The organism is Mycobacterium sp. TY814, from assembly GCF_030755175.1.
Lineage (GTDB): Bacteria > Actinomycetota > Actinomycetes > Mycobacteriales > Mycobacteriaceae > Mycobacterium.
Genome location: NZ_JAUFRY010000001.1, coordinates 1,781,272 through 1,806,528, shown reverse-complemented (window position 1 = coordinate 1,806,528; position 25,257 = coordinate 1,781,272). Strand labels below are relative to the sequence as shown.

General features: G+C 68.1%; 19 protein-coding genes. 7 read left to right on the top strand and 12 right to left on the bottom strand.

Annotated features, from left to right (window positions below; genetic code table 11):
* Positions 1–74: 74 nt before the first annotated feature.
* Together QXH22_RS07805 and QXH22_RS07800 are read right to left on the bottom strand one after the other, a co-directional pair.
* Positions 75–473, bottom strand: a complete 399-nt coding sequence (locus QXH22_RS07805) for a cold shock domain-containing protein (protein WP_306242135.1) — start codon at positions 471–473, stop codon at positions 75–77.
* A gap of 168 nt (positions 474–641) precedes the next feature.
* The gene (locus tag QXH22_RS07800) at positions 642–2,564 is read right to left on the bottom strand and encodes a PPE family protein (RefSeq protein WP_306242134.1); all 1,923 of its coding nucleotides are present in this window, start codon (positions 2,562–2,564) and stop codon (positions 642–644) included.
* Positions 2,565–2,690: 126 nt separating this feature from the next.
* Here QXH22_RS07800 and guaA point away from each other — a divergent pair, with 126 nt between their 5' ends.
* Entirely contained in the window at positions 2,691–4,244 is a 1,554-nt protein-coding gene (gene guaA / locus QXH22_RS07795) for a glutamine-hydrolyzing GMP synthase (RefSeq protein WP_371934167.1), read from the top strand.
* Positions 4,245–4,300: 56 nt separating this feature from the next.
* Positions 4,301–5,227 carry a phytanoyl-CoA dioxygenase family protein gene (locus QXH22_RS07790; RefSeq protein ID WP_306275295.1) on the top strand — a complete coding sequence of 309 codons (927 nt, stop codon included), beginning with the start codon at positions 4,301–4,303 and terminating at the stop codon, positions 5,225–5,227.
* Between the two features lie 6 nt (positions 5,228–5,233).
* Here QXH22_RS07790 and QXH22_RS07785 read toward each other — a convergent pair whose 3' ends face one another.
* A complete protein-coding gene (locus QXH22_RS07785) occupies positions 5,234–5,944 on the bottom strand; it encodes a hypothetical protein (protein WP_371934166.1) in 711 nt (236 codons plus the stop codon).
* Between the two features lie 32 nt (positions 5,945–5,976).
* Between QXH22_RS07785 and QXH22_RS07780 the strand changes: the two genes are divergently transcribed.
* Positions 5,977–6,606 carry a hypothetical protein gene (locus QXH22_RS07780; RefSeq protein ID WP_306242128.1) on the top strand — a complete coding sequence of 210 codons (630 nt, stop codon included), beginning with the start codon at positions 5,977–5,979 and terminating at the stop codon, positions 6,604–6,606.
* 2 nt (positions 6,607–6,608) lie between these two features.
* Positions 6,609–8,186, top strand: coding sequence for a DNA polymerase Y family protein (locus tag QXH22_RS07775; RefSeq protein ID WP_306275990.1), 1,578 nt, complete (start codon positions 6,609–6,611; stop codon positions 8,184–8,186).
* 173 nt (positions 8,187–8,359) lie between these two features.
* On the opposite strand, the gene QXH22_RS07770 is transcribed toward QXH22_RS07775, so the two are convergent.
* Both QXH22_RS07770 and QXH22_RS07765 read right to left on the bottom strand, forming a co-directional pair.
* The gene (locus tag QXH22_RS07770; protein ID WP_371934165.1) at positions 8,360–8,707 is read right to left on the bottom strand and encodes a WhiB family transcriptional regulator; all 348 of its coding nucleotides are present in this window, start codon (positions 8,705–8,707) and stop codon (positions 8,360–8,362) included.
* A 337-nt stretch (positions 8,708–9,044) separates the two neighbouring features.
* Positions 9,045–9,980: a nucleoside hydrolase gene (locus tag QXH22_RS07765; RefSeq protein WP_306275293.1), complete on the bottom strand. Its 936-nt coding sequence runs from the start codon at positions 9,978–9,980 to the stop codon at positions 9,045–9,047.
* 14 nt (positions 9,981–9,994) lie between these two features.
* On the opposite strand from QXH22_RS07765, the gene cmaA1 reads away from it, so the two are divergent.
* Positions 9,995–10,858 (top strand): cyclopropane mycolic acid synthase CmaA1, encoded by an 864-nt coding sequence (cmaA1, locus tag QXH22_RS07760; RefSeq protein ID WP_306242126.1) that lies wholly within the window; start codon positions 9,995–9,997, stop codon positions 10,856–10,858.
* On the opposite strand, the gene QXH22_RS07755 is transcribed toward cmaA1, so the two are convergent.
* Positions 10,859–12,877, bottom strand: coding sequence for an SDR family oxidoreductase (locus QXH22_RS07755; RefSeq protein ID WP_306275292.1), 2,019 nt, complete (start codon positions 12,875–12,877; stop codon positions 10,859–10,861). It abuts the gene before it with no gap.
* Positions 12,878–12,927: 50 nt separating this feature from the next.
* A complete protein-coding gene (locus QXH22_RS07750; RefSeq protein WP_306242123.1) occupies positions 12,928–13,638 on the bottom strand; it encodes a histidine phosphatase family protein in 711 nt (236 codons plus the stop codon).
* Positions 13,639–13,731: 93 nt separating this feature from the next.
* Here QXH22_RS07750 and QXH22_RS07745 point away from each other — a divergent pair, with 93 nt between their 5' ends.
* Positions 13,732–14,601 carry a MaoC family dehydratase gene (locus QXH22_RS07745; RefSeq protein WP_306242122.1) on the top strand — a complete coding sequence of 290 codons (870 nt, stop codon included), beginning with the start codon at positions 13,732–13,734 and terminating at the stop codon, positions 14,599–14,601.
* Positions 14,602–14,778: 177 nt separating this feature from the next.
* Here QXH22_RS07745 and QXH22_RS07740 read toward each other — a convergent pair whose 3' ends face one another.
* The 4 genes from QXH22_RS07740 to QXH22_RS07725 all read right to left on the bottom strand — a co-directional run bounded on the left by QXH22_RS07740 (position 14,779) and on the right by QXH22_RS07725 (position 21,153).
* Entirely contained in the window at positions 14,779–16,230 is a 1,452-nt protein-coding gene (locus QXH22_RS07740; protein ID WP_371934164.1) for an APC family permease, read from the bottom strand.
* A 107-nt stretch (positions 16,231–16,337) separates the two neighbouring features.
* On the bottom strand, positions 16,338–18,758 hold the full coding sequence (locus tag QXH22_RS07735; RefSeq protein WP_306275291.1) for a PE family protein: 2,421 nt from the start codon (positions 18,756–18,758) through the stop codon (positions 16,338–16,340).
* Between the two features lie 106 nt (positions 18,759–18,864).
* A complete protein-coding gene (gene otsB, locus QXH22_RS07730; protein WP_306275290.1) occupies positions 18,865–19,995 on the bottom strand; it encodes a trehalose-phosphatase in 1,131 nt (376 codons plus the stop codon).
* Positions 19,996–20,031: 36 nt separating this feature from the next.
* Positions 20,032–21,153, bottom strand: a complete 1,122-nt coding sequence (locus QXH22_RS07725; protein ID WP_306242117.1) for a wax ester/triacylglycerol synthase domain-containing protein — start codon at positions 21,151–21,153, stop codon at positions 20,032–20,034.
* 305 nt (positions 21,154–21,458) lie between these two features.
* On the opposite strand from QXH22_RS07725, the gene QXH22_RS07720 reads away from it, so the two are divergent.
* The gene (locus QXH22_RS07720) at positions 21,459–24,761 is read left to right on the top strand and encodes an error-prone DNA polymerase (RefSeq protein WP_306275289.1); all 3,303 of its coding nucleotides are present in this window, start codon (positions 21,459–21,461) and stop codon (positions 24,759–24,761) included.
* Between the two features lie 79 nt (positions 24,762–24,840).
* On the opposite strand, the gene QXH22_RS07715 is transcribed toward QXH22_RS07720, so the two are convergent.
* Positions 24,841–25,251, bottom strand: a complete 411-nt coding sequence (locus QXH22_RS07715; protein WP_306275288.1) for a TIGR03667 family PPOX class F420-dependent oxidoreductase — start codon at positions 25,249–25,251, stop codon at positions 24,841–24,843.
* Between the last annotated feature and the right edge of the window lie 6 nt (positions 25,252–25,257).

Here is a 25,257-nt window from a genome sequence, read left to right as displayed (position 1 = left end):
AACCCCGCTTCCATGTAGTTGGCGATGTAGTTGGCAACACCCCTCCACATGCCCGGTGAGGCGCCGGCGGCAAACTATGAATCTATTAAGCCGTGTTTGCGGGCCACCTCTTCAAAGCTGCTCCGCACCGCGAGGATCTGCTGAGCATTCAGTGCTGGAGTTATGTGTAATAGCTTCTCGGTAATTGTGTTGCGGAATTCTTCGGGCGAAAGCACGTCGAAATATTCGTCGCCGGCTGCTGACGGCTCGTCGTCAACGGGCGCAGAACCGTTCGACAAACGTACTTCCCGCGCGAATTTTCCTCGATTTCCTTCGTCAATCTCAAAAGAGACCTGGGCGCCCCGCACGGCCCGGCCTTTCTCCATCTCGAGGTCGTTGACGTGCAGGAACACGTCTTCACCGCCGATATCCGGGGTGATGAACCCGTAACCACGCACCCCGTCAAACCGCACAATTCTGCCCGTGACCCGCACCCTTTTAGCCCCTGATCGATCCGTCCGCTACCCCGGCGATCATACCGCCGGGCACCGGCCCGACCCGCCGGGCGTTATTCGGCCCAGGCGGCCGGGAAATTGGTACCGCGTGCGCCGGTTCTGGCGGCTCTCAGCACCGCAACGACGCGCGATCGAGGTAGCCGCCAGCTACAGGATCCCGGCGACATCGCTGACGATTGACTTGGCTGCGCCGTAGTAGGCGTAGGCCAGGAAGAAGCTGAGGAAGGTCAGCAGTCCGGTGTCGGCGGCGAGGGGATACCCGACCGCGTTGATCAGGCCTGCCGGATCGCCGGCGACGGCCTGCCTGATGCCGTCCAGAAACAGGTTCACGTCGTAGGACGGCAGTGAGACGGCGATGGCGGTCAAGGTGTCGGCGGTGGGCAGCAGCGTCGAGTACGCCGACGCCATGGCACTGGTGGCGGCGGTGGTGATGTTGGTGTTCGCTGTCTGCAGGCCCTGGATGAAGCCGTCGACCGACAGCGGCTGCAATGCCGGCAGGCTCAGGTGGGGGACACCGGACGCCGACACGCTCGGCAGCGACGGTGGGTGCCAGGTGCTGAGATCGGCGGAGGCGGCGCTGATGCCCTGCTGGGTTCCGGTGACCAGGTCGTTGCAGACGGTCACGGGGCTGACGTTCGGGAACAGTCCGAACGGGGTGGGGACATTGGCCGGGCTGGTCGAGTAACCGTAGTCGGGGTCGCCGTAGCCGAGGTTCACGATCACTTTCAGGTCGGGCTGAATCAGATCGGCGATCGTATTGCCCAGGAACGAGGTTCGTAACGGCTCGAGCAGCGGCAGGTTATGAGTGGGGATCATGTAGTACTTCGTCATGGTGGGCCCCTCGGTGGGCAACTCCACAGCGGTGGCGACCTGTGCCGGCGTGAGGGTCGGGTACAGCGGGTGAACGTAGAGCGCGCCGAGCATCGCGTTGGCGTCGGCGACGAAGTTGAGCGGGTAGCGGGGGAAGTCGGCGAAGCCGTCGTATTCAATCGTGTACACGACGGTCGGATAATCATTGGCCGGGGTGGAGCCTGGAAACATCTTGCCCAAACTCGGCAGGGTCAGGCCGTCGAAGCGTGAATACAGCCCACCGTTGGGGTTCATCGGGTTCCCGACCAGGGAGAAGCTCACCGCATCGCTGGGCACGCCGGCGGCTTTGAGGTTGGCCATCTCCAGCGACGCGATCCCGGCGCCCTGCGAGAACCCTTGAACGACAACGGTATTGCCCGCTGCCAACTGGGTATGGATTGCGCTGTCGAGAATCGTCAGCCCCTGCGCCCAGGACGCTTCCTCGGTCAGGGTCTTGATGCCGGTGATCCAGTACGACTGCGCGGGTGTCAGCAGGGCCTGGGCGTTGGTCACGGTGAAGGCCGGGAAATTGGGTGTGACGTAGTTGGCCATGACGGTGTTCACGTAGCTCTGTGATGGCAACGGGAATCCGCTGCCGCCGATCACCAGGGTGACGTTGGGCGCCGCGGCCGAAGCCGTCGATGTGGCGGACAGCGCCGAAGCCGCCGACGTGGCCGACACCGCCGAGGCGGCACCTGAGGGCTGGATGAGCGTCTGCCACGGTGTGAGCGCAGCGGCCGCGGCCACGGCACCGGCGTAGTAGTCCGCCATCGCGGCCACATCCTGGGCCCACATCTGCTCGTACGCCGCCTCGGTGGCGGCTATCGCAGGCGCATTGAACCCCAGGATGTTGGAGGCGACCAGCGATAGCAACTGAGTCCGGTTGCCCGCCAGTATCTCCAGCGGCACGGTGGCGGTCAGTGCCGTGTCGTAAGAGGCAGCGGCGGCTGTCGCCTGGCGGGCCGCTTGCGCGGCACCCGTCGCGGCGTCCCGCAACCAGCACACGTACGAGAACGCCAGTTCTGCCATGGCTGTCGCCGAGGTTCCCTGCCATGCCGATTCCGCCAGATTCGACACCACCGACGTGAACGCGTCGGCCGTGGACGCCAGGTCCTCGCCCAGCCCCTCCCATGCCGCTGCCGCAGCCAGCAGCGGCAGCGAACCTGGTCCGCGCGCGATGCGTGCAGACGTGACTTCCGGCGGCGAGACCAGGAAATCCACCACAACCACCTACCATCCAAACTGTCAACGTGAGTAGACGACCCAGGGGACTATAGGAGCGGTTGTGATCTTCGTCAACTCAGGTTGACAACCGTGGAGTCCGTCACATGGCTAAACTCGGTGCCCGTGGAATCAGCCTCGCCGCGGCCCGTATTGGTGGTCGACTTCGGTGCTCAGTACGCCCAGTTGATCGCCCGACGGGTCCGCGAAGCGCGGGTGTTCTCCGAGGTGATCCCGCACACCACCACGGTCGAGGAGATCCGCGCCCGCGAACCGTTGGCGCTGGTACTGTCCGGCGGGCCGGCCAGTGTCTACGCCGAGGGCGCCCCGCAGCTGGATCCGGCGTTGTTCGACCTCGGGGTGCCGGTGTTCGGAATCTGCTACGGATTCCAGGCCATGGCGCAGGCGCTCGGCGGCACCGTCGCGCACACCGGCACCAGCGAGTACGGCCGCACCGAACTGAAAGTCCTTGGCGGCGAACTGCATTCGGATCTCCCCGGGGTGCAGCCGGTGTGGATGAGTCACGGCGACGCCGTCACGGCGGCACCGGAGGGATTCGAGGTGGTGGCCAGTAGCGCGGGGGCGGCGGTGGCCGCCTTCGAGGCGCGCGACCGTGGCCTGGCCGGCGTGCAGTACCACCCCGAGGTGATGCACACCCCGCACGGCCAACAGGTGCTCAGCCGATTTCTGCACGACTTCGCCGGGATCGGCGCGGAGTGGACGCCGGCCAATATCGCCAGCGCGCTGATCGAGCAGGTGCGTCAGCAGATCGGTGACGGGCAGGCGATCTGCGGACTGTCCGGTGGGGTGGATTCGGCAGTGGCCGCCGCGCTGGTGCAGCGCGCCATCGGCGACCGGCTGACCTGCGTTTTCGTCGACCACGGGCTGTTGCGCGCCGGCGAGCGCGCGCAAGTCGAGCGTGATTTCGTCGCCGCTACGGGAGCGAACCTGGTCACCGTGGACGTCGCCCAGACCTTCCTCGAGGCGCTCTCGGGTGTCCGCAATCCCGAGGGTAAGCGCAAGATCATCGGCCGGCAGTTCATCCGGGCGTTCGAGGGCGCGGTGCGGGATGTGTTGCACGGCAGCGAAGTTGATTTCCTGGTGCAGGGGACGCTATATCCGGACGTGGTGGAGTCCGGCGGCGGCAGCGGCACCGCCAACATCAAGAGCCACCACAACGTCGGCGGTCTGCCCGACGACCTGAAGTTCAAACTCGTCGAACCGCTGCGGTTGCTGTTCAAAGACGAGGTGCGCGCGGTGGGCCGGGAGCTGGGACTGCCGGAGGAAATCGTTGCGCGCCAACCGTTCCCGGGCCCCGGACTGGGCATCAGGATCGTCGGCGAGGTCACTGCCGACCGGCTGGACACGTTGCGGCGCGCGGACTTGATCGCCCGGGAAGAGCTGACGGCGGCGGGACTGGACAACCAGATCTGGCAATGCCCGGTGGTGCTGCTGGCCGATGTCCGCTCGGTGGGCGTGCAGGGTGACGGGCGTACCTATGGGCACCCGATCGTGTTGCGCCCGGTGTCCAGCGAGGACGCCATGACCGCGGACTGGACGCGGGTGCCCTATGAGGTGCTGGAGCGGATCTCGACCCGCATCACCAACGAGGTACGCGAGGTGAACCGGGTGGTGCTGGACGTCACCAGCAAACCGCCCGGCACCATCGAGTGGGAATAGTTTCTCCCCTGATCTGATGGACCTCCGCAGCGGCGGTGCTGGGATACGATATCGCGATGATCGGTAGCCTTTCCGCTGCTCACGCGGAGCGTCGCGAGTTCTGGGGCGAGTTGTGCCCGGGGATGTCGATCGAAGCCGGCGGCTACGCGAGACCGGCCGCGGTCGGCGAAATCGACCCACTGCTGGCCAACTTGAAGCGCGAGGGTTACGTCCAGGTGGCCGGCGCTCTGTCGGAAGCCACCATCGCACCGATCCGCTATGCCGTCTCGACGCTGTTCCAGCGCGGCATCCCGCTGGCGTTCGCGTTCGTCTATGACGAGTTATGGCTTGCCTTCCAAGGTCTTTCGCGATTCCTGACGTCGGTGCTGGGTGAGGGTTATCAGGCGCTGCCCGACTTCTGGGTTTGGCATGTCAACCCCAACGAGAACGCGCTGGGCTGGGGTCCGCACCGCGATCGGGTGATTCCCACTCTCGATGACGACAACTCGCCCCACACGCTGACGGTCTGGCTGCCGTTCACCGATGCCACCCCGCTCAACGGATGCATGTATATGCTGCCCGCGCACCTCGACGACCGGTTCCGGCAACGCCGGTGGGACGGCGAGAACAACACCGTCGTCTACAACCCGCAGGACATCCGGGCACTGCCGGCGACGGCTGGTTCGGTGCTGGCCTGGAATCAGGCGGTACTGCACTGGGGTGGGCGCGGCAGCCGGCTGGGTTCGGCGCCGCGGATCAGCGCCGCCTTCGAGTTCCAGCGCGCCGACCGTCCGCCGTTCAACAACCCGCTGCTGGATCCCGCCCGGGTGCCGACCTTCGAGGAGCGGCTCGGATTGATCGGCAAGCAGGTACTGCAATATCGCCACATGTACCCCCTCAGTGATGAGATCGGGGCGATTGCCACCTCGCTCTTTCAGCGATTCATGCCGGGAGTCCCGATCCCGGCGGCGTTTCCGGTCCCGACCGGAGTGGCAGCCAACTAGCGGCCGTTATCGGACGATTTCGCGATCGCCGTATGCGATGACGGCGGTGGCCCAGTCGCCGCCGGAAGCCTCGACGAGCCGGCGCGCGATGTCCAGATCGCTGTTGCGCGTGACCAGGATCAGTGCGGGGTCGACTGTGGTGGTGACCGATCCACCGAGCAATTGGTGGTGTGCGGCCTCGTCGGCGATGAACGCGTCACGGAAGCGTGCGAAATCGATGCCGGGCACCGTGATGAGGGTCGCGTGTGCGTCGCGTGCATCCTCGGTCGGGTAATCGAAGGTCAGCACCGCCTGCTGGTTGAATTGGCGACGCACGGCCTCGGCGGCGGCGTGCAGCGCGGGTTCGTCGACAGCGCACACATGGAACTCGCGTGCCCGTTCGATGGTGACCTGCTGCATCTCGTCGGACCAGAAGACGCCGTCCACGAGAACCGAACCCGAGACCGGCGCGCCGTTGAGCGCGAGCGTGGCTCCCGCCGGGAGTTCGAACAACCATGGCTCATCGCGTCCGGGTGAATCGCTGTTGTCGGCGACGAACAGCTCGGCCGGGTGGCAGATGCCTGGCTCGGCGTTTGCTGAACCATGCGCCACAACAGTGCCGCCGGCTATCAGCAGCCACACCAGCACCAGGGCGGGCCGGCGGAGGTGCACCCGGCGTCCCCGTCCGCGCCTTGACGCTGTCGGGGGGTGGGTGTTTACTCGAAACGTATCGAACATACTTTCGAAAACATCTGGTTGGGAGGCTGGTCATGACTGCGGCTTTCGCCTCCGATCAACACCAGGAAAGCCGTGCTGAGCAGCTTAAACAGCTGCGCCAGAAGATCGCCGCATTATCTGGGAAGGATACCGCCCCCGCTGAGGATCCGGTGCCGGTGGGTACGGCGCCGTTGCCGCGCGGAACGGTGGCGGTGCTGACGGGAGCGCGGTCGCTGGCCCTGCGCATGGTGGCCACGGTGACAGCCGCCGGCGGGAATGCGGTGATCATCGGGCAGCCGGACATCGGGTTGCTGGCCGCCGTGGAAATGGGGGCGGACCTGAGCCGGATCGCGGTGGTGCCGGACCCGGGAAACGATCCGGTTGAGGTGGCCGCGGTGCTCATCGACGGCATGGATCTGGTGGTCCTCGGCCTGGGGGGGCGTCGGGTGACGCGCACCCGGGCGCGGGCGGTGGTGTCCCGTGCCCGGCAGAAGGGATGCACGGTGCTGGTCACCGACGGTGACTGGGAAGGGGCGTCGACGCGACTGGAAGCCCGGGTCTGCGGCTACGAACTGACTCCGTCTTTCGGGGGCGCGACTCCTCCAGGGGTGGGGCGCATCAGTGAGGTACGACTGCAGATCAGCCGTTGCGGACGGTCGGCCGATCGAGCGCGAACCGGCTGACTCTGATGGCTTCCCGTGTGTTGGCGATCTGGTGCATGGATTGGCCCGCGGTCGCGGCGGCGGCGGCCGCGGGCCAATCCGCGACGGATCCGGTTGCGGTGACGTTGGCGAATCGGGTGATCGCCTGTTCGGCGACGGCCCGGGCGGCCGGGGTGCGGCGCGGGCTGCGGCGGCGGGAGGCTGGGGCACGGTGTCCGGAACTGCACATCGTGGCCGCCGACGTGGACCGCGACGCCCGCTTCTTCGAAGGGGTGATTGCCGCCGTGGAGGATTTGGTGCCCCGCCCCGAGGTGCTGCGGCCCGGCCTTCTGGTGTTGCCGGTGCGTGGCGCGGCCCGATTCTTCGGGTCCGAGCAGCAGGCGGCCGAGCGGTTGATCGACGCGGTGGCCGCGGCCGGCGCCGAGTGTCAGGTCGGCATCGCCGACGGCTTGTCCACCGCCGTCTTCGCCGCGCGTGCGGGCCGGGTGATAGAGCCTGGAGGGGATGCACGGTTCTTGTCGGCGCTGTCGATCCGCCAGCTCGCCACCGAGCCCAGCCTGTCCGGTCCGGGACGGGACGAGCTGGCAGATCTGTTGTGGCGGATGGGAATTCGCACCATCGGGCAGTTCGCCGCGCTGTCGCGCACCGACGTCGCTTCCCGGTTCGGAGCCGACGCGGTGGCTGCGCACCGGTTCGCCAGCGGTGAATCGGAACGGGGGCCCTCCGGGCGCGAACCACCGCAAGAACTCGGTGCGGTGCTGGATTGCGATCCGCCGATCGACCGGGTGGACGCTGCGGCATTCGCGGGGCGCTCGCTGGCTGCCACGCTGCACCAGGCGCTGTTGTCCGCCGGAGTGGGGTGCACCCGACTGGCCATTCACGCGGTCACCGCCACCGGTGAGGAGCTGAGCCGGGTGTGGCGGTGCGCCGAACCGTTGACCGAGGACGCCACCGCCGACCGGGTGCGCTGGCAACTCGATGGATGGCTGAGTCATCGGATCGCTCGGGGCCGCCCTTTGGGTGGGCCGGTGACGCTGTTGCGGTTGCAGGCCGTCGAAGTGGTCTCGGCCGGGGCGCTGCAACTGCCGTTGTGGGGTGGTCTTGGTGAGGAGGACAGGCTTCGGGCCCGGCGGGCGCTGGTACGGGTGCAGGGACTGCTGGGCCCGGAGGCGGTGCAGGTGCCGGTGCTGTCCGGTGGACGGGGGCCGGCCGAGCGAATCACGTTTACCCCGCTGGGTGACGAACCGGTGCCGCGTGCTGATCCTGCTCAGCCGTGGCCCGGTCAACTGCCCGAGCCGTCGCCGGCGGTGCTGGTCGACGACCCCGTGGAATTGCTTGATGTTCAAGGGAATCCGGTTCGGGTGACCAGCCGGGGCGTGTTCTCCGCCGATCCTGCCCGGCTGGCCGTCCGGGGTCGGGACGACCAGCTGCGGTGGTGGGCCGGGCCATGGCCCGTCGACGAGCGGTGGTGGGATGACCGGCCAGAGGCCGGGCAGCGAGTCAACCGTGTCGCTCGTGCCCAAGTGCTGTTGGAGAGCGAGCGGGCGCTTTTGCTGTGCTACCGGCAGAGGAGGTGGTTCTTGGAGGGAATCTACGAGTGAGAACGCACTCTGATCAGCCGAAATGCTGCGGATTTACCGCCGGTGAAAAATCAGCCGCTCCGGAGCGCCCGCTCAATTCGGCGGATCCGTTGCAGTGGTGCGGGTTTCGGCAGTCGGGCCAAGATTGGCGATCGGCGTTGTAACAGAAAAGTAATGATGACTGCTGCGCCGGACTAGCCGGCGGAGCGCGACTTGCGCTTGTTCAAGAAGGTCGACCACGACACGACGTCCGGGTGCTCCTTGAGCAGGGCCCTGCGCTGCCGTTCGGTCATGCCGCCCCAGACGCCGAATTCGACCTTGTTGTCGAGCGCGTCCGCGCCGCACTCCCGCAATACCGGGCAGTGTCGGCAGATGGCGGCCGCTTGGCGTTGCGCCGCTCCGCTCACGAACAGCTCATCGGGGTCTTTGGACCTGCACAGGCCCTGTGATACCCAACCTCGTTCGCCGCCGTCTTCGGCGTGCTGGGCGCTGCTGACGGCGACAAGGTTCAGCCGCCGAGCGGCCGGTCGTGTTCCTGACACGAAGTCTTCCCCTCACTATCCGGCCGTGATGTGCGGCCGCCTCCCCGCGGTGCAGACCAAGTTGTGACCAACGCTTCGTTGCTTTGTCGCCTCATACGTGATCTGAATCTCACCGTGCTTATAAATTAGGGGGTCAGGGGTCAATTGCGCAACCGTTCAACGGTATTTTTTGGGACGCATGTGCCATACTGTTGGTATGGTTTCAGCTCCTTGACCTTGACTTCCGGTCTTGTGGCCGGGTAAGGGGCGGTGTCTGGGCGATGGGCACCGCCCGCCGGCACGGTCCGAAGATACCCTGGAAACAGCACCCCAAACCGGAGCGTCCGATAGCCGCCGGTCAGCGCAACCGGTTGGCGAACTCTCCGACCCGATACATGAACCGCGCGAAGAATGCCTCGGAATCGACGTCAATGCCTATCTGTGCGTTCGGCTTTCCTGCGCCATTCCAGTCGGCTGAGGTCATGCCCGGGTTGCCTGCCACCTCGACGTGCACCGTGGCGGTCCTGGTCACCACCAGCTGCGGGTCCAGCGCCACGGCCGCGGCCAGCGGATCGTGCAGATGAGCCAGGTACCCGAGGCCACGGTCCCGGTACACCTCGAAGTAGAACCGCATCGCCTCCCGGATGAACCGGATCACCGGCGACGCGGCGGGCAGACCGTCCAGCATCGGGGGCGTCATGACCACCTTGCGCGTCAGGTCCAACCCGCACACGACGGGCAGTCGTGGTTGGCCGGCCCAGGCCGCGAACACCTCGGCCGCCGCGTCCGCATCCACCCCGATGTTCCATTCCGGCGGACCTTGGCCGTCGAACACACCACCCATGATCACCAGTCGCTGCACCAGGCTCGGCAGCGCCGGCTCCATGCGCAGGGCCAGCGCCAGGTTCGTCAAGGGCGCGGTCGCCAGCCCGACCAGCTCGCCGGGATGAGCGCGTGCCGCGCGCACCCAGGCCGTCGCGGCATCGTGCTCGGTGAGCCGCCGATCGCTGCGCGCCAGCTCGGCATATCCCACACCGTTGGGGCCGTGGAAATCCCCGCGCCGCGGACGCTCGCCGTTCAACGGCCGGTCGGCTCCGTGGGAGACGGGGATGGCGGCGGCCCGGCACAGGTCCAGCAGGCCAAGGTTGTTCGCGCACACCTGCTCGACCGCGATATTGCCCCCGGTGGAGGCGATGCCCACCAGATCGGCGTCGCTTGCCAGCAAATAGATGAGGGCGAGGGCGTCGTCGATGCCGGTGTCGACATCGACGAATATTGCGCTCACCGGCGCCACGATACGCTGGGCGAATGCCCGATGATCTGACCCCGCATTTTGACGACGTTCAGGCGCACTACGACCTGTCCGACGACTTTTTCCGGCTGTTCCTGGACCCCACCCAGACCTACAGCTGCGCGTATTTCGAGCGCGATGACATGACGCTGGAAGAGGCGCAGATCGCCAAGATCGATCTCGCACTGGGCAAACTCGGACTGCAGCCGGGCATGACCCTGCTCGACGTCGGATGCGGCTGGGGCGCCACCATGATGCGCGCGGTGCAGCGCTATGACGTCAACGTCGTCGGCCTCACCCTGAGCAGGAACCAGGCCAATCACGTCGAGCAGCTGTTCGCGAAATCCGACAGCCCGCGCACCAAACGTGTTCTGCTGCAAGGCTGGGAGCAGTTTGACGAGCCGATCGACCGCATCGTCAGCATCGGCGCGTTCGAGCATTTCGGGCACGAGCGCTATGACGCGTTCTTCACCCTCGCGCACCGCCTGCTGCCGGATGACGGAATCATGCTGTTGCACACCATCACCGGGCTGCACCCGCTGGAGATGAAGGAACGCGGTCTGCCGCTGACGTTCGAGTTTGCCCGGTTCGTCAAATTCATTGTGACGGAGATCTTTCCGGGTGGTCGGCTGCCGTCGATACCGATGGTGCAGGAGCGGGCCACCGCGAACGGATTCACCGTCACCCGCGTGCAATCGCTGCAGCCGCACTACGCCAAGACTCTCGACATCTGGTCAGCGGCACTGGCGGCGCACAAGGACGAGGCCATCGCGCTGCAGTCCGAGGAGGTCTACGAGCGCTACATCAAGTACCTCACCGGTTGCGCCGAGATGTTCCGCATGGGCTACATCGACGTCGACCAGTTCACCTGCGAGAAGTGATCACCAGTGCACGCCCGGCACCAGCCGGGCCATCTGCCTGACCGGCTTGGGCACCCCCACCCGCGGGACGGCGCGCACGCCCCGGCTGGGGCGCCTGGGCCTACGGGGTTGCGGGGCAACGGCTTCGGTCGGTTTGGCGACACCGCGGGCGGCGGCGGAATCGGGATAGCCGAGGTAGAGCTGGTGCAGAATCCGGCGGGACAGCCGGGGCGCGAACTGATGTCCGGCTTCGGCGAGGGTGCCCATCGGGGTGTCGATGCGCACCGGTTTCTCCACCAGGCCGCGCACCACCATCGCGGCCGCGCGCTCGGCACTGATGGCCGGCACCGGGTTGAGCCGCTTGGACGGCGCGATCATCGGCGTCGCCACCAGTGGCATGTGGATATTGGTGAACGTGATGTGGTCGGACAGCGTCTCGGTGGACACCACGTCAGCGAACGCGTCCAGCGCCGCCTTGGTGGGCAGATACGAGCTGTACTTCGGGTTTCGTGCCTGCACGCCGGCGCTGGAGACGTTGACGACGTGACCGAACCTGCGCTCACGCCAGTGCGGCAACAGCGCCAAGACCATCCGCACCGCACCGAAGTAGTTGACCGCCATGACGCGTTCGTAATCGTGCAGGCGGTCGGTCGAATTGACCACCGAGCGGCGGATTGAGCGACCGGCGTTGTTCACCAGATAGTCGACGTGGTCGAAGCGGCCCAGGATGTCTTTGACGGTGTGCTCCACCGACGCCGTATCGGTGATGTCGCAGGTGAACGCGTAGGCCTGCCCGCCGCCCGCGCGAATTTCCTCGACCAGCTCGTCGAGGGCTTCGCCATTGCGGGCCAGCGCGAATACGGTGGCGCCGCGCCGCGCCACGGCCAGCGCCGAGGCGCGCCCGATACCGCTGGATGCGCCGGTGATGATGACGTGCCGGCCCACCAGTGGTCCGTTCGGGTCGTCGCGCCGGGCGCGGTCGGGGTCAAGGTGTTCAGCCCAGTACCGCCACAGCTTCGGCGCGTATACGGCGAACTCGGGGACTGCAATCCCGGTGCCCTGCAACGCCTCCCGTGTCTTGTCACTGACGAAGGTGGGGGCCAGGTCGACCACGTCGAGAACCTCGGCGGGCACGCCGAGCTGGGTGGCCGCCATGTTACGCACCACTTTGGCGCGCCCGCTCACCTTCAGCACCGAGGTCGCCATCGAGCGCGGCAGCGTACCGCGCAGCGGCGGCAGCCCGGCGGCTCGCGCGATGCCCCGGTAGATACCGCGCAGCCCGACGGTGGTGGGTGCCGTCAGGTGGAACGTCTGACCGTCTAGAGAAGCCGAGCCGTCGGCATGCATGAGTGCCACGAGCGCGTCGACCACGTAGTCGACCGGGACGATGTTGGTGTGTCCGGTGTCCGGCAGCATCATCGGTGTGAACGACGGCAGGACGGCCAGCTTGGCCAGCACGCCGAAGAAGTAGTAGGGCCCGTCGACCTTGTCCATCTCGCCGGTGCGGGAATCGCCCACCACCACCGCCGGGCGGTAAATGCGGTGGCGCAGCCCGGGCGTGTTCCGTACCAGGGCCTCGGCCTCGAATTTCGTCCGGTGGTACGGGGTCGGCAAACTCTGGCCGACGTCGAAGTCGTCCTCGGTGTATTCGCCCCGGAAGTCACCGGCCACCGCGATCGAGGAAACGTGGTGGAACGTGGCGCCCAGCCGCTGTGCCAGGGTGACGGCCGCGCGGGTGCCCTCGACGTTCGCCGCTCGCTGTTCGGCCTCGCCGGCGGTGATGTCGTAGATGGCCGCGCAGTGCACCAGGTGGTCGACGGGTCCGAGCTCGGCGATCACCTGATCGGGCAGATGCAGCTCCGGCAGCTCCCCGACCAGGGGTTTTGCCCGATCGCCCCAGTCCAGGGCGAGACGCTCGAAGCGGCCCAGCGAGCGGCGGCGGACCAACACCCAGACCTGCGCGCCGGGATCGTGGTCGAGTAGACGGGAAACGAGTCGGCGGCCAATAAACCCGGTACCGCCGGTAACGACATACCGCATGCAGCCCATCGTGGCGGCATTGCGCCGCCCGCGTCAACCTTGACGCGCGCTCAGTTGAAGCTGCGCACGCCGTCCCAGTCGACCAGCGTCCAGCCGCTGACCGGGTTGCCGCTGATCACCACGCGCCCGACGTTGGGCAGCGGGTGGCTGTTGAGCAGGCTCAGCTTGGGGTTTCTGACGTTCATCAGCGTCCACACCATGATTGCCGTGCCCTGGGAGAACACCGCCGGCTTGTTGTGTCCGCTGTCGTAGATCTTGCGGACCGCGGCGCTGAACTGAGAGTTGAAGTCGCTGCCGCTCACCGAGCCCGGGATGCTGGTGTCCACGTCGCCGTCCACCCAGCGGACCGGCGCCAACATGTAGGTCGAGTTCGCCATCGACTCGGGCTTTCCGTTGTACCACCCGGCGTTGATCGACTGCAGGCCCTGCAGGACCTCGACCTGCCGGCCGACCTCGGTGGCCAGCGGCCCGGCGGTCTGCTGGTCGGCAGCCATGGGGGAGGAGTACAAGGCGTCGAACTCGGTGTGTCCGACCTGATGGGCGAGCTGCTGCGCCTGTCCCTTGCCGTCGGCGGTGAGGCTGGGGCCGGGCACCGCGGTGTCGATGATGCCGTCGGCGTTGGCCTGGGACTGCGCGTTTCGGATGAAGGTGAGGGTGATGCTGCGTGCCTGCGGGCTGCTGCTGCAGGCCCCCAGGATCACCGCCACGGCGGCCACAGCTACGAATTGGGAGACCTTTCGGACCAAGGTGCGCTTCGCCATGGCGATAGCCTGCCCTGCCGACACCGTCGGTGGGAAGGGTTTGCGATGGTTACTTCACCGAAATTGCGGAATTGACATCTGGAGGAGACTCGCATGGCGATTGACCCGAGTGCCGTCGGAGCGGTGACCAAGCCGCAGCTGTTCGAGTGGACCGACCGGGACACGCTGCTGTATGCGCTCGGAGTGGGAGCCGGGCTCGAGGATCTTTCCTTCACCACCGAAAACAGCCACGACATCCCGCAGCAGGTGCTACCGACCTATGCGGTGATCTGCTGCCCGGCTTTCGGGGCCGCCGGCAAGGTGGGAACGTTCAACTGGGCCATGCTCTTACACGGATCGCAGACCGTCCGGCTGCACGCGCCGCTTCCGCCGGCCGGCAAGTTGTCCGTCGTCTCGGAGGTCGTCGACATCCAGGACAAGGGCGAGGGCAAGAACGCCATCCTGATGCTGCGCGGCAAAGGTACCGATCCCGACTCCGGGACGCTGGTCGCCGAGACGCTGACCACGCTCGTCATCCGCGGTGAGGGCGGCTTCGGGGGCGAGAAGGGGGAGCGGCCGGTGGCTCCGGAGTTCCCTGACCGCGAGCCCGACGTGCGTGTCGAGCTGCCCACCCGCGAGGATCAGGCGCTGATCTACCGGTTGTCCGGCGACCGCAACCCGCTGCACAGCGATCCCTGGTTCGCCACGAACCTGGCCGGCTTCCCCAAGCCGATTCTGCACGGGCTGTGCACCTATGGGGTCGCGGGCCGCGCGCTGGTGGCCGAACTGGGCCAGGGCGTCGCCGCCAACATCACCTCGATCGCCGCGCGGTTCACCAAACCGGTGTTCCCCGGGGAGACGCTGTCGACCTTGATCTGGAAGACCGGGCCGGGCAAGGCGGTCTTCCGCACCGAGGCTTCCGGCGCCGAAGGTCAGGGGCCGCGGCTGGTGCTCGACGACGGCGAAGTCGAGTACGTGTCATAGCGGCGATCGCAAGCGCGGTGGAGCCGGGCGCAAGCGCGGCGGAGCCGGGCGCTGCGGGTCGACGCCGTCAGGGTAGCGGCGATCGCAAGCGCGGTGGAGCCGGGCGCTGCGGGTCGACGCCGTCAGGGTAGCGGCGATCGCAAGCGCGGTGGAGCCGGGCGCTGCGGGTCGACGCCGTCAGGGTAGCGGCGATCGCAAGCGCGGTGGAGCCGGGCGCAAGCGCGGTGGAGCCGGGCGCTGCGGGTCGACGCCGTCGGGGCTGGGTTTCACCGCGCGGTAGTAGTGCAGGTACGCGGCGGCCGGCACCACGACGAACGTCAGCACGATCAGCACGATCGAGAAGTAGTTGGCGCCGCCGTGTGGCCGCATGATCAGCGTCCGGTAGTCGAACGACACCGCGAGCGCCACCGAGATCACCACCGCCGCTACCGGTAACACCTTGTCGGTGAACGTGTTTCGCCGCACCTGTGAATGCGGGCCGGTGCGGTCGCGGGCCAGGACGATCAGGGCGATCGGGACGATGATGAACTGGATGAACCGGGCGATCACCGCCAGCCCGGTCAGAGTCTCGCTGTCGAAGCGCAGCGCCAGCGGAAAGGCCAGCGCGAGCGCCGCGGTGATGGCGAAAGCCAGCATCGGGACGCCGAACCGGTTCTGTCGCGACAGGCGGTGGGGCAGGGTGCCGGTGTCCGCCAGCGCGGTCCACAGTCGCGGCGCACCGAACGACGCGGCCACGTTGATACCGAACATCGACACCAGCGCGCCCAGGACGACGATGCTGCGGAAGGTGTCGTTCCCGATCGCCGCGGCCAGTTTGACCGTAGCGGTGGACTGCACAATCTGGTTGGAGCCCAACAGCATTGCCACCGTGACCGCCAGCACGTAGACGGTGCCGACCGCCAGAATCGACAGCGGGATCGCGCGGGGCAGATTGCGGTCGGGTTCGTCCATCTCCTCGGCGGCGTTCGCGATCGATTCGAAGCCGGTGAAGGCGTACAGCGCGGCCACAGTGGCCAGCACCACGCCCGTGAGCGTGCTCTGACCGAGTTCGACGACCCCGAACAAGGCGTAGGGCGCCGGTTGATACACACCGGGATCGTCTGCCGTGGCGTAGTTGTTCACGTGCTGCGTGGTGATCACCCAGAGACCGCCGGCGACGAAGACGCCGAGCGCGAACACCTTCCCGACGGTGGAGATGCCGTTGGCCCATTTGATCACCCGGTTGCCGAACAGGTTGATCAGCAGCAGCACGCCGATGAAGAGCAGGAACGTCAACGTCTTGACGCTGAACAAATGGGTGTCCCGGTCCCAGTGTTGTTGCGGGAAAACAACTCTGAGCAAGGTCGAAACGAACAGCGTGGCCAGTACACCCCATGCGATGGAGGCGACTATTGCGTGCGTGACCCCGACGTAGATGCCGATCCGCTGACCGAACGCGGCCGTCGTATAGGCGTACGAGGCGCCGTTGGTCCGGACGTATCGGGCGGCGGTGGCGAAGACGAGAGCCATGATGCCGGCGAACACGCCGGCCAGGACGTAGGCCAGCGGTGCCAGCGGGCCTGCCAGCTTGATGACCGCGCCGGGGGTCAAGAAGATGCCGGCTCCGATGACGGCGTTGATTCCGAGCATGACGATGCTCCAGAAACCGAGCTTGCTGATCGGACACACTCCTAGCCGCGGTAGCCCACGCTCGACACCGGAGTGTCCAGCGTGTCACATGTGGGTGAGCGGACGGGTCAGGTCCCGTCGCCGCCGTGTGCCCCGGCCGCACCGAACAGCGTGCCCTTCGCACCGCCGGCGGCACCGAGTCCGCCGATGCCCGGGGTGGTGCTGAGTCCGCCGTCGCCGCCGTTGCCGCCGTTGCCGCCGTTGCCGATCGTCTGTGCGCTGCCGCCGACTGCCCCTGCACCGCCGTGGCCGCCGTTTCCTTGTGCACCTTGTGAGCCGCCACTGACCCCAGCGCCGAACGGACCACCGGCGCCCCCGGTACCGCCGTTGCCCCCGCCGCCGCCGTTGCCGTAGAGCAGGCCGCCGTTCGCGCCGGTGCCGCCGCTACCGCCGGTGCCGCCGGCCCCGCCGGTGCCGCCGTTGCCTCCGATGCCGGGGACGCCCTGTTTACCGCCGTTGCCGGCCGTGCCGCCGGACCCGCCGGTCCCGCCGCTGCCGCCGCTGCCGCCGTTTCCGGTCAGCAGGCCGCTGCGGCCGCCGTTGGCTCCGGCGCCACCACTGCCTCCGGCTCCGCCGGTGCCTCCGGTGCCGCCCTGTTGGGTGGGTGTGCCGTCGACACCGGTCTGGGCGCCGCCGCCGCCACCGCCGTTGCCGCCCGTGCCGGCGTTACCACCGTTGCCGAACAGTCCGGCGTTGCCTCCGGCGCCCCCGTTGCCGCCGGCACCACCGGCGCCGCCGGCGTTGCCGTTGCGGGTACCGCCGGCGGCGGCCGTATTACTGCCGCCGCTGCCGCCGCTACCGCCCGCGCCGGCATCGCCGGTCAGCCACCCGCCGTTGCCCCCGGCACCACCGGCACCGCCATGACCGCCTATCGACCCGGCTTGTCGGCCGACCGTGTTTCCGCCTGCTCCGCCTTGCCCGCCGTGGCCTCCGGCCCCGTTCAAGCGGGCGCTGCCGCCGGCGCCGCCGTCTCCGGCGTGACCGCCGGAGGAATTGTTGCCGCCCGCGTTGTTGCGACCGCCGGCCCCGCCGTCGCCGGCATCGCCACCGTTGCCGGACAGCCAGCCACCGGTTCCGCCGGCCCCGCCGTTGCCTCCGGCGCCGCCGTTGCCGGTTCCGCCGGTCTGGTGTGACCCGGCGCCGCCCGCACCGCCGTGACCACCGTTGCCGATCAGTCCGGCGCTGCCCCCTGTCCCGCCGGCAGCGCCGGCGCCGCCATTACCGCTCGCGACATTCACACCGCCCGAGCCGCCGGCACCGGCGGTCCCACCATTGCCGTAGAGGCCCGCACCGGCGCCGCCGTTCCCTCCGGCACCGCCATTGCCGCCGGTGGAGCCGCCGCCGTTGGAGCTTCCGCCGTCGCCCCCTGCGGCCCCGGCACCGCCGTTGCCGAATAGCCATCCCGCGGCGCCCCCGGCCCCGCCGGCACCTCCGGTGCCGCCGGCTCCTCCTCCGCTGACGTTGGCGCCGCCCGCCCCGCCTGCCCCACCCGCTCCGCCGTCGCCCAACAGATAGCCGCCACCGCCGCCGGCGCCCCCGGCTCCGCCGGCGCCCGCGGACGGGCCGGACTGGCTGTTCTCCCCACCGACACCGCCGGCTCCGCCGGACCCGCCGTTGCCGAACAGTCCGGCGTGCCCGCCGCCCCCACCCGCGCCACCGGCCGAGGCGGTCAGGGTGTTCTGCCCGGCCGCACCATGGCCACCGTTGCCGCCGGCGCCGGCGACACCGCTAAACAGCCCGGCGTTCCCGCCATAGCCGCCGGCGCCACCCGCCCCGCCCGGCGTGACCGCGTCACCGTCGGCGCCGGCCGCACCGCCGCCACCGCCGCCACCCGAGCCCCACAACCACGCGTTGCCGCCGGCGCCACCGGCACCGCCGGCGGCACCGAGGCTGGTAGCGGCACCGCCGCTGCCACCGGCCCCGCCATTGCCGTACAGCCAACCACCACTGCCGCCGGCCCCACCGGCCGCGCCGGCCCCGCCGTTACCGCCGCTGCCGCCGTTGCCGATGAAGCCCGCCGACCCACCGGCGCCGCCCGCCACCCCGGCAGTGGTCTGCGTGAAGCCGTTGCCGCCGTTGCCGTAGAGCAGTCCGCCGGCCCCGCCGTTCGGGCTGGCCGCCGTGCCGTCTGCACCGTTGCCGATCAACGGGCGGCCCAGCAATGTCTGGGTGGGCGCGTTGATCGCGTCCAGCACGATCTGCTGCACATTGGTGGTCTCGGCGAGCGCATACGAGTTGGCGCCAGCGGCCAGCGCCTGCGTGAACTGGCTTTGAAACGCTCTTGCCTGCGCGCTGATCGCTTGAAACGAGGCGCCGTGTTGGCCGAACGCCACGGTGATCGCCGCGGAAATCTCATCGGCGGCCGCGGCCTGCACATGCGTTGTCGGAGCCAGTGCCGCCGCGGCGGCCGCGTCGAGCGCTGATCTGATGGCCGCCACCTCTGCCGCCGCTGCGGTCATGGATTCCGGATTTGCATACACGAACGACACGGCAGTCCTCCCGATAGACTGCCGCGCAGCCTAACCCCGATCCGGCCGCGCCTCGGTCATTTTGCCGAGGTTGTCCGTAAATAGTCGGATTATGGTGGGGCGAAGGTTAATTCACGCCAGCGTCAGATAATTCCCGGGCCAGCTGATGAGTGAATTCGGCGGCTTGGGCAGGACTGTCCACGGCGAACAGCGCCGCCGTGGCCCGGTCACCATCGTCGTTGTGCCGCACCAGAATTGGGATGCCGTCGGCGCGCACCGCATCGAACGCGTCCTCGTCGGTGATGTCGTCACCGAGATAGATGGGCAATCGGTGGCCCGCCTGTGCACCGAGGTGCTCCATCACCCACCGCAGAGTTTTGCCCTTGTCCCAGTCGAGATCCGGGCGTAGTTCGATGACTTCGCGACCGGTGGTCACCCGCAACGCATCGCGCTGCCCGGCGTTGCGCACCGTCGCCATCACCTCGCCAACCCGATCACGCGCGGCATTGCGGTAGTGCACCGCGACACCAAAGCGCTTGTGTTCCACTACAACACCGGGAATCGAGCCGAGTTGCTCACGCAGCTGTCCGGCCGCCTGCTCGAGGACCGGTATGGCCACCGCAGCTTCTTCGTTCTGGTGGTGGGTGCCATCGGGTGCGGTGAGTTCGAATCCGTGGCTGCCGGCGTACCAGATGCCGGGCACGCCCACGCGTTTGGACACGTCGGCCAGGTCACGGCCGCTGAGGATGGCAACCGGGCACTGCGCGGCCAGTTCCCGCAGCGCCTCGGTGGCGCCCGCGACCGGCCGGGCCGCGTCGGGGTCGTTGACAATATCCGACAAGGTGCCGTCGAAGTCGAAGAACACTGCGGGGGATTGACCGGCGAGATTGACGGCCTGCCGGGCGTCGGGCAACTCGGACATGCGCTTGTCGCCGGTGCGGACCTTGATAGCAACCGGGTCGGCCACCACCGCGTCGGCACTCTTGACCGGTTCGGCGCCGACCGCGATCACCAATGCGAATCCGGCTTCTCGGGCGGCGTTTGCCCCGCGTGCGTCCGCCGCCACCACGGCACATCGTCCCGGCCGGGTGCCCAACTTCCCGGCCGTCCCGACAAGCTCCTCGGAGCCGCATACGGCGGTACCGACATGAACCTCGTGCAGCTGGTCGAGCAGTTGTCGCGAGGACGGCAGGGCCTTGTCGAACAACACCGCATCGTGATGGCGTGGGTCGATGGTCACCGGCCCCGAATTTGGCATGACCCACCTTCTCACGGTGGTCAACGCCGGTGTTCGTCAGTGGCGCACCCGTGCCGGCGCCGGCGGCGGCCGCCAGCGCGCCGCGCTGTTAGGCGGTGTGCGGCGCTTGCGCCGGCGGTCGAACAGCACGACCGAGTCGCGGTTGAGCGCGATCAGCCGGGCCACGCCCGCCTCGATGCCGGCGGCAAGCCCGTTGATGTCCCAGGGGGTGTCATAGTCCGCGGTGATGCCGAAGACCAGGTCGCCGTCGTAAGAGATCACCGTGACCCCGACGCCCGGGGCGATCGGTGGAATCGGCAGGACCCGCTCGACCCGTCGGCCCATCAGCCGCAACCGCGCTCCGGCAGCGGCGGGCGCCAGTGTCACGGCATGTGGTGATTGCCGGGTCAGCGCATGAAAAACTTTGGCACACAACGTGAGCGGTGAGTCCGGCGGGGCGCTCCGGCCGGACGACGCGTGCACCGCGCGCAGCTGTTGGATGGGGTCCTGGTGCTCGACAGGGAGGGTTGTCAACACCGGCCCCGACACGCGCAACGCATCCGCCCGCGGCTGCTCACCGCGCTGTATCAGGGCCGTTCGGAACGACTCGGTGACTGCCGCGAACGCGACGTCGTCGGCGGTGACGCCGAATTTGCGGGCGAGTTGGTCGACGGGGCGGCGGGGGACGACCACCGACCGGTACCGGCGCATGGCGGGTGGCTGGTTGCCGGCCGGCCAGGGGCGCAGCACACCGGTGACGGCGCGGGCCGCCGCCTGCCACAGGCTGTCGGCCCAGCCGGGTGGCCCGGGGATCGCCTGCGCGGACTGGGGTTTGGCAACCGGATCGGCAGCGCCGTCGTCGTCGCAGAGCCGGGTCAGAAGGTGTGCCGCTCCGGGTTCCAGGGCCGTCTTGACCAGTAACGCCCATCGGCCCTCGGCCAGGCCTTCGATGATCCAGCATTCCCAAGGCCGGCCGGTTTCGAGTGGCTGTTCCAGCGCGTGGGCGATGACGCCGAACAGTTCGCTGTCATCGCCGGGTGCGGGGAGGGCCGCGCGTTGCACGTGCGCGGCGCCCGGAGTGCCGCCGTATGACTGCGCGAACCGTCGCGCCAGCAAATCATTCATCTTTCGGCGCCCGGGAGCCGGCCCGGCCACGACGGCGACCGCTCCGGTCGTCATCACGGCATGCCGGCCAGGGTTCGGAGCTCTGGATAGTCCGGTGTTCGGTGTCGTCTGTTCTGCCATGCCCAGCCCCCGCCGTCGTTTTTTCAATCTGTACCAGTATCGGTGTCGCGCCTGCACCTGCCGAGGTCGGCCAGGTTAACAATGTGTTTTCCAGATAAAAGTGCGTTTAACTGCTGCGATGCGCCGTCGCGTAGCGCTGTTCGCAAATCGTTTCAGCGCCGTTGTCAAAGTGTTCGGGAGGATGTTTCGTGGGATAGCCCGACTAGTGTATCGAACAAGTGTTCGATACACTAGTCGGCATGGGTTGGTACCACGGACCGCCGAGCTGGGCCGAGATGGAACGGGTGCTCGACAGCAAGCCCCGCCATGCCGGGGAGGTGGCTCCGGTCATACCGGCCGGTGACGCTCCGGTATCGCACAAGCGCGGGTCCTACACAGCAAGATCGGCCGCTCTGCCGGCGCCGTCTTCGGTCGCCTACGCCGAGCTGCATGCGCATTCGGCATACAGCTTTCTCGATGGAGCCAGCACGCCGGAGGAGATGGTCGAGGAGGCTGCGCGGCTGGGTTTGCGAGCGCTCGCACTGACCGACCACGACGGCCTCTACGGGGCGGTGCGGTTCGCCGAAGCGGCCACCGAACTCGGCGTGCGAACGGTGTTCGGCGCCGAGCTGTCATTGGCCACTTCCTCATCGGTCGCCCGCACCGAGCAACCGGATCCACCCGGTCCCCATCTGCTGGTGCTGGCGCGTGGTCCGGAAGGGTACCGACGGCTGTCCCGGCAGCTGGCGGCCGCGCATCTGGCCGGTGGTGAGAAAGGCAAGTTGCGCTACGACCTCGATGCGTTGACCGAGGCGGCCGGCGGGCACTGGCACATCCTCACCGGATGCCGCAAAGGGTCGGTGCGTCAAGCGCTTTCCGCGGGTGGCCCGGAAGCGGCGAAACGGGCACTGGCCGATTTGGTGGACCGGTTCACCGCCGCCCGGGTCAGTATCGAACTGACCCATCACGGTCAGCCGCTCGACGACGAGCGCAACGCGATGCTGGCCGAACTGGCGCCGCATTTCGGAGTCGGCGTCGTCGCCACCACGGGTGCCCATTTCGCGGGACCGTCGCGGCGCCGGCTGGCCATGGCGATGGGGGCGATCCGGGCCCGGCAGTCCCTGGACGCCGCGGCCGGGTGGCTGGCCCCCCTGGGCGGTTCCCATCTGCGCTCGGGCGAGGAGATGGCCCGGTTGTTCGCGCATATGCCCTTTGGGTGCCCTGACGTGGTGGCCGCCGCCGCCGAGCTCGGCGAGCAGTGCGCGTTCGGCCTGGCGCTGATCGCGCCGCAACTGCCGCCGTTCGACGTCCCGCACGGGCACACCGAGGACAGCTGGCTGCGCACGTTGACCATGGCGGGCGCGGCCGATCGGTACGGGCCGGCAGACGTGGCGCTGCGGGCGTACGCCCAGATCGAGCATGAACTGAAAGTCATTGCCCAACTGCAGTTTCCGGGCTATTTCCTGGTGGTGCACGACATCACCCAATTCTGCCGGCGAAACGACATTCTGTGCCAGGGCAGGGGATCGGCTGCCAACTCCGCGGTCTGTTACGCCCTGGGGGTGACGGCGGTCGATCCGGTGGCCAACGATCTGCTGTTCGAGCGGTTCCTGTCACCCGCCCGCGACGGGCCTCCCGACATCGACATCGACATCGAGTCGGATCAGCGGGAGAAGGTCATCCAGTACGTCTACGACAAATACGGCCGCGACTATGCCGCCCAGGTCGCCAACGTCATCACCTACCGGGCGCGCAGTGCGGTGCGCGACATGGCACGCGCCCTGGGGTTCTCGCAAGGACAGCAGGATGCGTGGAGCAAACAGATCAGTCACTGGAGTGGGCAGCCCGCCGATATCGAAGGTATCCCGGAGCAGGTTGTCGACCTGGCCGAGCAGATCCGGAACCTGCCGCGGCACATGGGCATTCACTCCGGCGGCATGGTGATCTGCGACCGTCCGATCGCCGACGTGTGCCCGGTGGAGTGGGCCCGCATGGAGAACCGCAGTGTGCTGCAGTGGGACAAAGACGACTGTGCGGCCATCGGTTTGGTGAAGTTCGACCTGCTGGGTCTGGGTATGCTCTCGGCGCTGCACTACGCCCGGGACCTGGTGGCCGAACACAAGGGCATCGAGGTGGATTTCGCCCGGCTCGACCTCTCCGAACCCGCGGTGTACGAGATGCTGTCCCGGGCCGATTCGGTGGGCGTTTTCCAGGTGGAGTCGCGGGCCCAGATGGCCACCCTGCCGCGGCTGCGTCCCCGGCTGTTCTACGACCTGGTGGTGGAGGTCGCGCTGATTCGTCCCGGGCCCATTCAGGGCGGGTCGGTGCACCCCTACATCCGGCGGCGCAACGGCCTGGATCCGGTGGTCTACGACCACCCCTCCATGGAGCCGGCGCTACGGAAAACGCTGGGTGTGCCGCTGTTTCAGGAACAGTTGATGCAATTGGCGGTCGACTGCGCCGGCTTCTCCGCCGCCGAGGCCGACCAACTGCGGCGCGCCATGGGTTCCAAGCGCTCGAGCGAACGCATGCAGCGGCTGCGCGGCCGGTTCTACGAGGGCATGCGCTCCCTGCACGGAGCCTCAGATGACGTGATCGACCGGATCTACGAGAAACTGCACGCCTTCGCCAATTTCGGGTTCCCGGAAAGCCATGCCCTGTCTTTCGCGTCGCTGGTGTTCTACTCGTCGTGGTTCAAGCTGCACCACCCGGCGGCGTTCTGCGCCGCACTGTTACGCGCCCAGCCGATGGGTTTCTACTCGCCCCAGTCGTTGGTGGCCGACGCGCGCCGGCACGGGGTGCTGGTGCACGGCCCGGACGTCAACGCCAGCCTCGCGCACGCGACCCTCGAGAACGGGGGAACAGAGGTCCGCCTCGGGCTGGGTGCCGTCCGCCACATCGGCGACGACCTGGCCGAGAAGCTGGCCGAAGACCGAAAAGCCAACGGCCCGTTCCGTTCTCTGCTGGATCTGACGTCCCGGCTGCAACTCACCGTGCCGCAGACCGAAGCGCTGGCGACGGCCGGAGCCCTGGGCTGCTTCGGCATGTCCCGGCGGGAAGGGCTGTGGGCGGCCGGGGCCGCGGCCACCCAACGACCGGACCGGTTGCCCGGCGTGGGCTCGTCGTCCCACGTCCCGGAACTGCCCGGGATGAGTGAGCTGGAGTTGGCCGCCGCAGATGTCTGGGCCACCGGGGTTTCACCGGACAGCTATCCGACCCAGTTTCTGCGGGCCGATTTGGACGCGATGGGGGTGGTGCCGGCGGCGGAGCTGGGTTCGGTGCCCGACGGGGACCGAGTGCTGATCGCGGGGGCGGTGACCCACCGGCAGCGCCCCGCGACCGCGCAGGGCGTCACGTTCGTCAACCTGGAGGACGAGACGGGGATGGTCAACGTGCTCTGCACGCCGGGAGTGTGGGCACGGCACCGCAAACTCGCGCACACGGCGCCGGCGCTGCTGATCCGGGGTCAGGTGCAGAACGCCAGCGGCGCCATCACCGTCGTCGCCGAACGGTTGGGCCGCATCAGCCTGGCCGTCGGCTCGAAGTCCCGGGATTTCCGGTGACCGGCCCGGCGCCGAACGTGTTCTGGTGGTGGATTTTTCGCCGATTTTCCGCCCTCACGTCACGCTCGGCGCATCACGATCAGGCCGTCGGGGTGGTCCACACCTTCGTCGGGGTGATCCGCAGCCGGGTGCTGTAGGAACCCATCGAGTCGGTCAGGCCGAACTTGTCGGAGGCCTCGCGGTATTTAGCCCAGTACGGCTCGTCGTCGCGGCAGTCGACATCGGTGGCGTCGACCGCCGCCGTCCCGCCGATCACGATGATGCCGCCGCCGTTGCCGTCGGAATCCAGGTTCAGGCTGACCTGCGGCCGGGCCTCGACGTGGGCGACCTTGGCGGCGCCGGGCATGGTGTAGACGATCAGGTCCGCCCCGTCAAAGTAGAACCAGATCAGCCGTGGTACCGGCTGTCCCGATTTGGCGACCGTGGTCAGCCAGCCGTACTGGTCGGATTCGAGCCTGCTGGAAACCTCTTGCGACAGTTCGATACTCATGGCTCA

Excerpts from the sequence above, each read along its gene's own strand:
- QXH22_RS07790 (WP_306275295.1), top strand. The coding sequence starts at position 4,301 with ATGATCGGTAGCCTTTCCGCTGCTCACGCGGAGCGTCGCGAGTTCTGG.
- QXH22_RS07785 (WP_371934166.1), bottom strand. The coding sequence starts at position 5,944 with ATGTTCGATACGTTTCGAGTAAACACCCACCCCCCGACAGCGTCAAGG.
- QXH22_RS07780 (WP_306242128.1), top strand. The coding sequence starts at position 5,977 with ATGACTGCGGCTTTCGCCTCCGATCAACACCAGGAAAGCCGTGCTGAG.
- cmaA1 (WP_306242126.1), top strand. The coding sequence starts at position 9,995 with ATGCCCGATGATCTGACCCCGCATTTTGACGACGTTCAGGCGCACTAC.
- QXH22_RS07755 (WP_306275292.1), bottom strand. The coding sequence starts at position 12,877 with ATGCGGTATGTCGTTACCGGCGGTACCGGGTTTATTGGCCGCCGACTC.
- QXH22_RS07750 (WP_306242123.1), bottom strand. The coding sequence starts at position 13,638 with ATGGCGAAGCGCACCTTGGTCCGAAAGGTCTCCCAATTCGTAGCTGTG.
- QXH22_RS07745 (WP_306242122.1), top strand. The coding sequence starts at position 13,732 with ATGGCGATTGACCCGAGTGCCGTCGGAGCGGTGACCAAGCCGCAGCTG.
- QXH22_RS07740 (WP_371934164.1), bottom strand. The coding sequence starts at position 16,230 with ATGCTCGGAATCAACGCCGTCATCGGAGCCGGCATCTTCTTGACCCCC.
- otsB (WP_306275290.1), bottom strand. The coding sequence starts at position 19,995 with ATGCCAAATTCGGGGCCGGTGACCATCGACCCACGCCATCACGATGCG.
- QXH22_RS07725 (WP_306242117.1), bottom strand. The coding sequence starts at position 21,153 with ATGACGACCGGAGCGGTCGCCGTCGTGGCCGGGCCGGCTCCCGGGCGC.
- QXH22_RS07720 (WP_306275289.1), top strand. The coding sequence starts at position 21,459 with ATGGGTTGGTACCACGGACCGCCGAGCTGGGCCGAGATGGAACGGGTG.
- QXH22_RS07715 (WP_306275288.1), bottom strand. The coding sequence starts at position 25,251 with ATGAGTATCGAACTGTCGCAAGAGGTTTCCAGCAGGCTCGAATCCGAC.